The organism is Lactiplantibacillus sp. 30.2.29 (assembly GCF_018991255.1).
Taxonomy (GTDB): domain Bacteria; phylum Bacillota; class Bacilli; order Lactobacillales; family Lactobacillaceae; genus Lactiplantibacillus; species Lactiplantibacillus pentosus.
The window spans coordinates 25500-37270 of the sequence record NZ_JAGYGU010000028.1; the positions used below are offsets into that span (position 1 = coordinate 25500).

At 49.0% G+C, this 11771-nt stretch carries 7 protein-coding genes and 1 pseudogene; 4 read left to right on the plus strand and 4 right to left on the minus strand.

Going from position 1 to position 11771, the window contains the following annotated elements; translation table 11 throughout:
* Positions 1-256: 256 nt before the first annotated feature.
* From KGF65_RS13445 to KGF65_RS13455, 3 genes are read right to left on the minus strand one after another with little or no spacing between them, the layout of a single operon-like run.
* Entirely contained in the window at positions 257-1933 is a 1677-nt protein-coding gene (locus tag KGF65_RS13445) for an alpha-glucosidase (RefSeq protein ID WP_216748431.1), read from the minus strand.
* Between the two features lie 19 nt (positions 1934-1952).
* A complete protein-coding gene (locus tag KGF65_RS13450) occupies positions 1953-2933 on the minus strand; it encodes a LacI family DNA-binding transcriptional regulator (RefSeq protein WP_105923767.1) in 981 nt (326 codons plus the stop codon).
* Positions 2914-4425: a sucrose-6-phosphate hydrolase gene (locus KGF65_RS13455; protein ID WP_101872651.1), complete on the minus strand. Its 1512-nt coding sequence runs from the start codon at positions 4423-4425 to the stop codon at positions 2914-2916. The genes KGF65_RS13450 and KGF65_RS13455 overlap by 20 nt, the downstream gene beginning before the upstream one ends.
* A 245-nt stretch (positions 4426-4670) precedes the next feature.
* Between KGF65_RS13455 and KGF65_RS13460 the strand changes: the two genes are divergently transcribed.
* On the plus strand, positions 4671-6626 hold the full coding sequence (locus KGF65_RS13460) for a sucrose-specific PTS transporter subunit IIBC (RefSeq protein WP_105920226.1): 1956 nt from the start codon (positions 4671-4673) through the stop codon (positions 6624-6626).
* 133 nt (positions 6627-6759) lie between these two features.
* Entirely contained in the window at positions 6760-7626 is an 867-nt protein-coding gene (locus KGF65_RS13465; protein WP_050337929.1) for a fructokinase, read from the plus strand.
* A 373-nt stretch (positions 7627-7999) separates the two neighbouring features.
* Here KGF65_RS13465 and KGF65_RS13470 read toward each other — a convergent pair whose 3' ends face one another.
* Positions 8000-8320 (minus strand): hypothetical protein, encoded by a 321-nt coding sequence (locus tag KGF65_RS13470; protein WP_216748443.1) that lies wholly within the window; start codon positions 8318-8320, stop codon positions 8000-8002.
* Between the two features lie 774 nt (positions 8321-9094).
* Here KGF65_RS13470 and KGF65_RS17105 point away from each other — a divergent pair.
* Positions 9095-10218 (plus strand): annotated as a pseudogene (locus tag KGF65_RS17105) (hypothetical protein).
* A 70-nt stretch (positions 10219-10288) separates the two neighbouring features.
* Complete coding sequence (locus KGF65_RS17110) at positions 10289-11614, plus strand: discoidin domain-containing protein (protein ID WP_253954422.1); 1326 nt, start codon at positions 10289-10291, stop codon at positions 11612-11614.
* Positions 11615-11771: the final 157 nt, after the last annotated feature.

The window sequence follows — 11771 nt, forward strand, 5'->3', positions numbered from 1 at the left end:
CCGGCTGACAATGCTCAGTAGCCAAATTATTCTTAGTCGGAAGTGGTCTTCTTCCGGCTTAGAATAAGACTCGTATTTGAAATTGCGCAGTGACTTTCTGCGTGAGTTCAAATCGATGTCGGCTTACGTTCCAGCAATTGTCAGCCGGCCCCGGAAGTCGGACTACGGCGCGCACCGGCTGGCGAACAGGAATCCACCAACTCACACCGCTTCCAGCGATCCTCAGCTGGCTACTTTTGAACTTAAGCGCCTATCACTAAGCGAGCTGGTACACCCAGGCTTCATACGGGCGTAATGTGTCGGTTTGACAGTCGTCGTAGTTGCTCAGCAAGCACTTGGCATCGGCCGTCAAATATTGATGGAGTGGTCGTGAAATCGTTTCAGACGTGAAGTTGCAGGCAATCAGCCAAGTCTGGTCCTGCCAGTGCCGCTCGTACATAAACACCTGCGAATCATCCGCCAGTAATAGTTTGAACGTACCTAGCGTGACGATTGGATAGTGGTGCCGTAATTTTATCAATTGCTGGTAGTAATACCACACTGAATCAGGGTCAGCCAAGGCAGCTTCAGCGTTGATCTGTTGGTAGTTCGGGTTCACTTTGATCCACGGTTGCGCATCACTAAAACCGGCATTTTCAGTCGCATTCCACTGCATTGGCGTCCGTGAATTATCACGAGAACTCGCCGCAAGCCGGGCCATCATGTCAGCATGCGTCAGCAAGTGCCGGTCAGTCACTAAGTCGCGATAGGCGTTCAACGTTTCAATATCGCGATAGCTATCTAAGTCTGTAAAATGGGCATCCGTCATCCCAAGTTCCTCGCCTTGATAAATATACGGGGTCCCTTGCAGCAAGTGCAGGCAAGTCGCGAGCATTTTAGCTGAGCGCACCCGATACATCGGCCGGTCATCACCAAAGCGGGACACGGCGCGTGGCGTATCATGATTATTCCAGAAAAGACTATTCCAAGCCTGTCCAGCCAGCCCCGTCTGCCAGTCGTTGATCACTTGTTTCAGCGCAACCAGCCGCGTCTTGCGGGTACTCCATTTACCAAATCCGTGTTGGCTATTATCAAGTCGTAAATGTTGAAATTCAAAGACCATATCGAGTTCATGGCGGTCATTACCGGCGTATTTACGGGCATCAGCCGGCGTCACATCATGAGTCTCGCCGACCGTCATAATATCGAAGCGCGACAAGACGCGTCGATTCATCTCTTGTAAGAATTCATGCACATGCGGGCCATTGGTCACTCGCGCGTCGCCGTATTGACTATGTGGCTTGAGGGGGCCATCTGGGAGGCCTGGTAATTTAGAGATCTGGTTGATGACGCCCATTCGAAACCCATCCACGCCTTTTTCCAGCCACCACGTCATCATCTGATAGATTGCCGTTCGTAGCGCCGGATTTTCCCAGTTCAAATCCGGCTGTTTGGTTGAAAATGTGTGCAGATAATACTGCTGCGTCTGCTCATCATAGGTCCACGCTGAACCGCCAAATGCCGACTCCCAGTTATTCGGTTGGTCAGCTCCCTTACCGGAACGCCAAAAGTAAAAATCACGGTACTGATTGTCACGACTCTGGCGACTTTGCAAAAACCACGGGTGTTCATCCGAAGTATGGTTCACGACAAGGTCCATAATCACTTTTATCCCGTGGTCATGCGCCGCCGTTAATAAGTCGTCAAAGTCCGCCATTGTCCCGAATTCCGCGGCGATTTGTTGATAGTCACTAATATCATAACCATTATCATCATTGGGCGAGCGGTAAATCGGATTCAACCAAATGACGTCGACCCCTAATTGCTGTAAATAATCAAGGTGCGCCGTAATCCCTTTTAAATCGCCGATGCCATCATGATTGGTATCTTGAAAGCTCCGTGGATAGACTTGATAGACAACGGCTTGTTGCCACCATTTAATTGTTGCTGTCATGTTGCTCATAACTCCTTCGTTACGCGGTAATGCCCTTACTCAACTTGACCGGTAACGTGTATTTTGATTCCAACTGACAATCAGCATCCGCGATTCGCTGTAATAACAAGGATACGAGCAGCGTGCTGATATCCGTCAGCGGTTGTTCGATGGTCGTCAATTCTGGGTGATAGTTGCGCATCAAGGCGGTGCCATCGTAGCCGACGACACGCAAGTCTTCTGGCACCCGAATCGAGAGTTGGTGGGCGACGTTGATCGTCAATAAGGCGGTTAAATCATCACTACAGAAGATACCGTCGTAGTTTTGCTGGGACATGATCGTTTTGATTTCCATCATTTTTAAGGCCGGTGATAATTCAAACGGTAATTCATGTACATGTGGCGTCAATTGTTCCGCCGTTAAATACGCTTCATAGCCTTCCCGGCGGCCATTCGTCGGCGAACCCGCGTAGGATTTACCGGTAAAAATCGCGATGTTTTCCGCACCAGCCTGACGTAGCGTTTGGGCAGCCAGCCAGCCGCCATGGTAATTATCCGAGCTCACGATGGGAATGTTGTCGGATAGGTAGCGGTCAAATGAAATAATTGGCAGCCCGTACTGTTGATATTCTTCGATGCCTAAGTTATGGGCCCCGGCAATGATGCCGTCCACCTGATTGGCCATCAGCATTTGCAGGTAGTCGCGTTCCTTTTGCGGGTCATCCGCACTATTGCATAAAATCACCTTATAGTTCTTCGCAAACAGGATTTTTTCAATCCGCGACACGAGCTCGCCAAAAAACGGATTGCTGATATCTGAGAATATCACGCCGATCAATTGCGTGTTCTTCCCCTGCAACGACCGCGCCATGTTGTTTGGTTGGTAATGTAACTCGCGCATCGCTGCAAATACTTTTTCTTTCGTTTGTTCACTTAAATAGCCGTGATTGTTGATCACGCGTGACACCGTGGTCGGTGAGACACCGGCCAGCTTAGCCACATCATTTAATTTTGGCTTCATATTCATTCGCTCCAATATGCTCTGATTGGCGCCATTTCCAGACTTTACCAGTGACCGCCGCTGACGAACTTGCTTCTATGTTCAGTTGCGTTGGTGTGTCCGCTAAGAAAAAGCGTCCGGTCATCACAGAATAACCACTATCAATATAGCATTCAAAGACCGATACATCTATCATGAGCCGAATGTTGATTGCCGTGTGCGGCTTTACTTGAGCAGTCCGAGTCTGACCGTAGTCTTCTGCAAACGGGTGTCCAGTCTGACTGCGGTCAATGACGACTTGGCCTGCTCGGGCATCAACCGTGACGATTAACGCCCCTCGATTACGGGCATCCGCCACGCGTACCGTACTCGTTTCGTCAGCCGCAACCGTCATCAGGAGCTCAAAGCTACCGTCCAAGTCAGCGACTGTCGCTGTATTATGAGGGTCCAGTGTCAGTGGTTGGTCTGTCGTGCGTAATTGATCAACTTCCGCCACTGGATTCTGGTACAGGTGGCCGTCTTTCAAGGTCAGTTCTTTCACGAAACTCAAGCAGTGGGCCCAGTTCTCCTGATCAGTTGGGTAGGCGACTTCTGGTAGACCAATCCAACTCACAGCTAAAGCCCGCCCATCTGGTGCGTTGATGGCCTGCGTTGCGTAAACATCAAAGCCTTCATCTAACTGGTGTAAGGCTTTCGTACCAGTTAATTTGGCCTGGTCTAAATCAAATTGTTCAGCGATAAAATACGTGTTTGGATAAATATTCTGATAAGCCAGCGTCTGCTGCGACAAGCCTTGTGGGCAGAATAGTAGGACGGGTTGTTGATCAATCCACACGATGTTCGGGCATTCGATCATGTAACCACGCGCAGCTTCAGGAACATTGACTGCGCCACGACAGTCCCATTTCGAAAGGTCTTCTGAATAATAAACCAAGAGCGCACCCTGTTCATCGGTTGTTTGCGCCCCAATTAATGCGTAGTAACCGTGGTCAGTCTTGACGAGGTCGGGGTCTCGAAATGAGCTCGTATACCCCGCTGGTGCGTGGGGAATCAGCGGTTGGTCTAATTTATGGATTTGGTTATCCGCCGTCATCCACGCGCCAATCTGGTACGCTTCACGTTGCCAGTCAGCGGTGCGGACATTGCCGGTATACATAATGAATAAGCGGTCACCAACGGGCAGCGCCGTCCCCGTATAGGCCCCGTGCGAGTCATACGGCGTATCTGGCGCAATCGCTAGGCCTTCGTCGTGCCAGTCGACCAGATTATCAGAAGTCATGTGCTGCCAAGATTTCAGGCCATGGACAGGCCCGAATGGGAAACTTTGATAGAACAAGTGCCACTGCCCATTAAAATATGAAAAGCCATTGGGATCATTTAACAGACCGGATGCGGGTTGAATGTGGTGCTGCATCCGCCACTTGGATTGCCGAGCTTGGGCCGCCAGTTGCGGTAATTTAGTCGCTGGCCACTGATTATAGGGGGTATAACGCATTTTACGATTCCATTGCATGCCGATTGAGCTCCTTTTATCGTTTGAATTAAGTGACTCCATTATAAAACCGCTTACATCGTTATGTCAAACGTATGACATTTTTATGATTAGTTTTCACATTGGACGCTTATAACGTGATTTAAAAGCCAAATTATTTTATATCAAACGCTTGACATAAAACTAGAACTTGTTATGATTGGATTTGTAAAGCGCTTGCAAAACTAACTTAAATTCAAAATTTCGATACCAGGGAGTGAACCACCATGAATCATCAAGAAGTTGCAGATCGCGTTCTCAAGGCCATCGGCAAGACCAATATTCAGGCGGCCGCCCATTGTGCGACGCGTCTCCGTTTAGTCATCAAGGATGAATCTAAAATCGATCAGACTGCCCTAGACAATGATGCCGATGTCAAGGGGACCTTTGAAACCAACGGCCAATACCAAATCATTATTGGCCCCGGCGATGTCGACAAAGTCTACGATGCCCTCATTGCCAAGACTGGCCTCAAGGAAGCGACTCCTGATGATATTAAGGCAGTCGCGGCCGCTGGTAAAAAACGCAATCCACTGATGGACTTTCTAAAAGTCTTATCAGATATTTTCATTCCAATCGTGCCCGCATTAGTTGCCGGTGGGCTTTTAATGGCGCTCAACAACGTGCTGACCGCCGAACATCTTTTCATGGCCAAATCCGTAGTTGAAGTCTATCCAGGGTTGAAAGGCATCGCTGAAATGATCAATGCGATGGCTAGTGCCCCATTTACCTTCTTACCGATTCTGCTCGGTTTCTCAGCAACCAAGCGCTTCGGTGGTAATCCTTTCCTCGGTGCGACGATGGGGATGATCATGGTCTTACCATCACTTGTTAATGGCTATAACGTTGCGACGACCATGGCCGCCGGTAAGATGGTTTACTGGAACGTCTTTGGACTTCACGTGGCCCAAGCCGGTTATCAAGGTCAGGTACTACCAGTCTTAGGGGTTGCCTTCATTTTAGCTACCCTTGAGAAATTCTTCCATAAACACATTAAAGGGGCTTTTGACTTCACATTTACCCCAATGTTTTCAATTGTAATCACCGGTTTTTTGACCTTTACCATTGTCGGACCAGTCTTACGGACGGTCAGTGATGCGTTAACTAACGGCTTAGTTGGACTGTATAACAGCACTGGCTGGATTGGGATGGGCATCTTTGGCTTACTCTATTCTGCCATTGTGATTACGGGTCTCCACCAAACTTTCCCAGCAATCGAAACACAATTATTAGCCAACGTCGCCAAGACTGGTGGTTCATTTATCTTCCCAGTCGCTTCGATGGCCAACATCGGGCAAGGTGCCGCCACTTTAGCTATTTTCTTTGCCACTAAAAGTCAAAAACAAAAAGCCCTGACTTCTTCAGCCGGGGTCTCAGCGTTACTCGGAATTACGGAACCAGCCATCTTCGGGGTCAACTTGAAGATGAAATATCCATTCGTCTTTGCGGCGATTGCGTCAGGAATTGCTTCCGCCTTCTTAGGGCTATTCCACGTCCTATCAGTGGCGATGGGACCCGCATCAGTCATTGGGTTCATCTCAATTGCTTCAAAGTCGATTCCAGCCTTCGCGCTTAGTGCCGTCATTTCGTTCGTTGTCGCCTTCATTCCGACCTTTATTTATGCAAAACGAACCCTCGGCGATGACCGCGACCAAGTTCAACAACCTGAAACACCCAAGGCACCGATCAACGTCAATGACGAAATCCTCGTCGCCCCCGTCACTGGGACCAGTGAACCTTTGAGCCAAGTCAATGACCAAGTCTTTTCCGCTGAAATCATGGGTAGTGGTGCCGCAATCGTCCCTAGCGCTGATCAGGTTCTAGCGCCAGCTGACGGTACCATCACGGTGACTTACGATAGCCATCACGCATACGGCATCAAAACGACTGCCGGTGCGGAAATCCTGATTCATTTAGGATTGGATACGGTCAACTTGAAGGGCGAACATTTTACAGCCAACGTTCAAAAGGGCGATACCGTTCATCAAGGTGACTTACTCGGTACCTTTGACGTGGCCGCCTTGAAAGCCGCTAACTATGATCCAACCGTCATGGTCGTGGTCACTAATACCGCTAGTTACGCTAATGTTGAGCGTTTAAATGCCACCGATGTTCAGGCGGGCGAGCAACTGATTGCATTGACGGAACCGGCAGCGGATGCGACTGCCGCGGTTAATTTATAAGCACCAGTTCGATGCCCGGATTTCAACTGTGAGCTAGACGCGTGCTAATATTAATGTAATCGTTAACAAAGCTATTAAATAAGCGTATACTATTTATTAATAAAACTATATTTTTATCCACAGGAGGCACACGATGCTTTTAGGTGCAATTGAAGCTGGTGGCACAAAATTTGTTTGTGCGATTGGCGATGAACAAGGACAAGTTAGTGACCGGATTTCAATCCCGACGACCACCCCAGCGGAAACCATGGCGGCAGTCGATGATTATTTTACAGGCCATCCGGTCGCGGCCATTGGGATCGGGTCATTCGGGCCAATCGGCGTTAATCCGGAAGATCCAAAATACGGCTACATTACGACCACGCCTAAGCCTGGCTGGGGCGACTACGACTTTCTCGGCCATTTGAAGCAGCAGTTTGACATTCCATTCTACTGGACGACCGATGTCAACGAAGCCGCCTATGGTGAGGCGATGATTGGGATTGCCAAGGACGTCCCGAACAGTATTTACATGACGATTGGGACCGGCGTTGGCGCGGGTGTTATTAGCCATAATCAAATTTTCAACGGCCGGACCCACACTGAGCTCGGCCACATGCGGCTCAATCGGCTCCCTGGCGACGATTTCAAATCAAGTTGCCCATACCACGACATCTGTCTAGAAGGCCTAGCTGCCGGCCCCGCTGTTGGTAAACGGACCGGGATGGCTGGTAAGGATATTCCAGTCGATGATCCAGTCTGGCCAATCATTGCGGACTATATCGCGCAGGCTTGCGTCAATCTGACCGTTGCGTTTGCACCAGACAAAATCATCTTAAATGGTGGTGTCATGAATCAACGGCAACTCTTCCCAATGATTCGCGAAAAATTCGCGGCTTATCTAAACGGCTATGAAGAAGTGCCGGCACTCGATGACTACATCGTTCCCGCCGGACTTGGAAACAACTCTGGTATTGCTGGTGGCTTATTATTAGCTCAAGTCGCATTAGACCAGCATTAAGCTAAAGATCAAAATCCGTCGCTGTTGATTGAGTGACTCATTGCGAATGTGTTTCTAAATGACTAATAGGACCCGAAATCAATCACTGTGGATTGATTTCGGGTCCTATTTTGTTGAGCCTTAAATGCGATTGTAAAAGCTAATCTGTCCCGTCTACTCGTCTTCAGCCGGTTTATCAAAATCGGCTAGCACGTCCTGCATGGACACGGTTTGCTTGTCATCCTTAAGCCACATGACTGGCACGTTTGAATCCCGATTCATAATAAATTCCGCCATTTTGTGGTCAATGTTAGCACAAAGTGGCGGAATTTATTAGCTATACAACTGACAAAAAATCTGTCGGCTGATTGTTATTATCTATTTTCGGTTATGGTTAATGAACATATACGGTTAAAACGGTGATGAAACCAAAGATAACCCCAGGGACATTCGAGATAATGACTGGCCAGTCTTTATACGTCTTGAACCAGCCATACCCCGTCCATAATATCCCTTTGATCATTGCGACAAGGGGTTGGAGCGGCGACACCGGATTACCAGTAAAATTATCAATGATTTGCGGAATATACGACACGTACATCGCAATACAAGTAAAGGTTGCTAACTTACTAATTAACTTCAGATATTTGACCCGCTTGGGATCGACAGCGTCCTTACCAGTCGGGTACTCACCATTATCAACTTTATATTTAATAACTAATCACCTTCCTGGTAGGTCATTATACTACACGACTTCAATCAATCCAAAAAAAGCAACATCGATAACGCTTTCATCCATCTTTTCATGATTCAGCCCCGCCCTAATCAACCCAGACTGTGCGCGTAAATTCAGATAAACCATCTAACCTGGCGCCATTTCAGTCATCAATTAGTTTATTTTGTCCCTTAATTCCTTTAATTTGTCGATACCCTTTACTGAAAAAATTATATATCATATATACCAGTAATGTATAGATGACCCTGGTCGTGTGGCCGGACTTTACCAAAGCCGTTACGACTCAGCAAGACGATTGATAGCCACCTCGGAAGCACTAATTTATTACCGTTTATCGCCATTATCTGGTGCTTTCAATCGTCAGTCCACATGGCCATGGTCGTCTTCGTCAGGTGACTCAGATTTGATCAAGGGAGGAACAGTATCATGAGAAAAAGACGGCAACGCCAAATCGCGAGTACGTTTGCCCTACTGATAGCCGCGCTCAGCTTGTCCGCATGTTCAAGCCAGCAATCTAGTGGCAAAGTCAGCTACAAACAGACCGCTGAAGCCAGTCTGGATAAAGGGATGGATAATCAGCCGGAAGCGCCGTACTGGTTTCCCAATCAGCTGCTAAAGTGGCAGTTTAGTAAGGATAAGCAGGCTAAATATAATGTTGCGACCGTACCACTGGCCAAGCGCATCGACAAGTGGCAGCTCCCGACCGTCAACAAGACCCAGGACCCTAAAATGAAAGTCGTCGCATTATCGATTATGAACGCGTCGACCAGTGGAAATGCGCCCCGCGGGATCAATACGTTTGACGCCAATGTCTTCTCAAATTGGCAATATATTGATCAACTCGTCTACTGGGGCGGCTCAGCGGGTGAAGGCTTGATCGTGCCACCCACGGCCGATGTCATTGATGCCGCTCATAAAAATGGCGTGCCCGTTCTTGGAACCGTTTTCTTTCCGCAGGTCGTTAGTGGCGGCAAGCTCAAATGGCTCAATGACTTCCTGAAACAAGATAAGGACGGTCATTTTCCAATGGCTGATAAATTGGTAGCGGTTGCTAAGGCCTATGGGTTTGATGGCTGGTTCATCAATCAAGAGACTGACCCCGAAGTGAAGAGCTTTGACTCCGCCGCTAGTGGTAAGAACAGCCAGTCCACGACGAAGAGCGGGCTAACCAAAAAGCACGCACAGCTCATGCAACAATTGATCAAGGAATACAAGCAAAAAGCCGGCAGCAAGTTGGACCTGATGTGGTACGATTCGATGACCAAGGACGGTAAGATGGATTGGCAAAATGCGCTCACTAAGGAAAACCAGTCCTACCTGGTCGACGCTAACATGAAGCCAGTCGCGGATTCAATGTTCCTGAACTTCTGGTGGACGAAGAAACGGTTAACGAGCCAGGACTTGCTCAAAAAGTCGCGGGACCGGGCTGAAAAGCTAGGGCTCAACCCTTATAACCTCTTCGCCGGCATCGACGTTCAGGCGGATGGTCTTCGACACCCGTCCGCTGGGATCTGTTTGCCAACCAGCACAACGTTCCTTACACGTCGCTAGGCCTTTACGCCCCGAATTGGACCTATACGTCATCTGAAACGCCCGATGAATTCCAATCTAAGGAAGAAACGCTATGGGTGAACAGTCATAGCGATCCGTCACGTAGCGTTCCGTCCAAAACGTCAAGTCAGTGGCCCGGTGTTTCCACCTATGCCGTGGAGAAAAGTGCCATTACGAAACAACCATTCGTCACTAACTTCAGCTTAGGGAATGGCTATAACTACTTTATCAAGGGGCGCAAGGTCTCACTGCGCGATTGGAACAACCGCTCGTTGCAGGCCATCAACCCGACTTACCGCTGGATGATCGATAATCCCCTCTGGTAACGACTTAAAAGCGGCATTCGATTACACCGACGCCTATGACGGTGGCAACGATATCCAGCTGTCCGGTCAGATGCGCAAGAACAAGACCAGCACCATCAAGCTCTATACGACCGATATTCCGTTTACCACCAACACCCAGGTCAAGGTCGCTGCGAAAGCCACGGATAAGACCCAGTTAGATTTAGTGGTCACGTTAAAAGATGGTCGCAAGAAGACGATCAAGGGCGATCAGGCCCTCAGCTCTAAGTGGCAAACGATCGATTACGACGTCAGTGGGCTTGCTAAGAAGACCGTGAAATCAATCAGTCTAAGCCTAACGACGAGCAAGTCGGATACCAGTTATCGCGCACAATTAGGGCGGTTGGCAATCACGGGCAAGCCGCAAGCCAGTCCAACGGCCGTTAAGTCCGTCGCCATCGACAACCGTGTCTTTGATGAAGAAGGCAAGTACGCTGGCGTGAACTTGAGCTGGCAAGCCGCATCAACTAAGCATTTGGACCACTATGAAATCTACCAACGCAACCAGAATGGCTCACGCTCATTTCTCGGCGCAACCGATACAACTAATTTCTACCTCAACGCCCTCGAGCGGACTGGGCAACAAAATGAAACTGATTTGATGGTCGTCCCAGTCGATATTTGGAACCAACGTGGCCCGGCCTCCAAAGTAACCACGTTGAAATGGCCCGATAACCGCAAACCCAAAGCAGCCTTTACCGTCGACCGGACCTTAGCTAGTCCCGGAAGTACCATCAAGTTTACGAACACATCATCCAAAAACGCGACTAGCTTTAAGTGGCAGTTTACCGGTGCCAAGCAAACCAGCAGTACGGCTAAGAACCCAACGGTCATATACGCGAAGGCCGGCACCTATAACGTCACCTTGACTGCGAAGAACAAGGACGGGCAGCGGTCCGTCACAATGAAAAAGTTGATTACGATCACGCCAAAGGCTAAAGGCGCGCTGACGGTGCTATCGAAGAATGCGAAGACGAGTGCCTCGGGTTACACCAATAGCAGTGAAGCGCCAAAGATGGCCGTTGATGGCAAACTCAGTACCAAGTGGTGTGCGACTGGTAAAGCCCCGCATACGTTAACGCTTGATTTAGGCCACCAAGCTACCGTTAGCGCGGTCAAACTCGCCCACGCCAAGGCGGGTGGTGAAAGCGCGGATATGAATACCAAAGCATGGACGATTCAAGTCAGCACAGATGGTAAACACTTCAAGGATGTTGCCCGCACGTACGACAACACGAAGGCCACAAGCCTGAATACCTTTGCCGCAACGACCGCCCGTTACGTCCGCATCGTGGTCGACAAACCGACCCAAGTGGCCGATACTGCCGTCCGTATCTATGAAATGGACGTTCTCGGCTTGAACAGCCCACTTAAATAGCGATTAGATGGCCCCACAATCAGCCATGAAAGTCGCATGTGCGCGCCAGCCAGATTAATCGCAACTGAATCGCTAAGCACGAACAATCAGAAAAATATCAGGTAGAAAAGTGCCAGACAGAAAAGTCGTTTCGAAATTCGAAGCGGCTTTTTTGAAT

Coding starts and splice junctions, on each gene's coding strand:
- KGF65_RS13445 (WP_216748431.1), bottom strand. CDS start 1,933: ATGACAGCAACAATTAAATGGTGGCAACAAGCCGTTGTCTATCAAGTC.
- KGF65_RS13450 (WP_105923767.1), bottom strand. CDS start 2,933: ATGAAGCCAAAATTAAATGATGTGGCTAAGCTGGCCGGTGTCTCACCG.
- KGF65_RS13455 (WP_101872651.1), bottom strand. CDS start 4,425: ATGCAATGGAATCGTAAAATGCGTTATACCCCCTATAATCAGTGGCCA.
- KGF65_RS13460 (WP_105920226.1), top strand. CDS start 4,671: ATGAATCATCAAGAAGTTGCAGATCGCGTTCTCAAGGCCATCGGCAAG.
- KGF65_RS13465 (WP_050337929.1), top strand. CDS start 6,760: ATGCTTTTAGGTGCAATTGAAGCTGGTGGCACAAAATTTGTTTGTGCG.
- KGF65_RS17110 (WP_253954422.1), top strand. CDS start 10,289: ATGCGCAAGAACAAGACCAGCACCATCAAGCTCTATACGACCGATATT.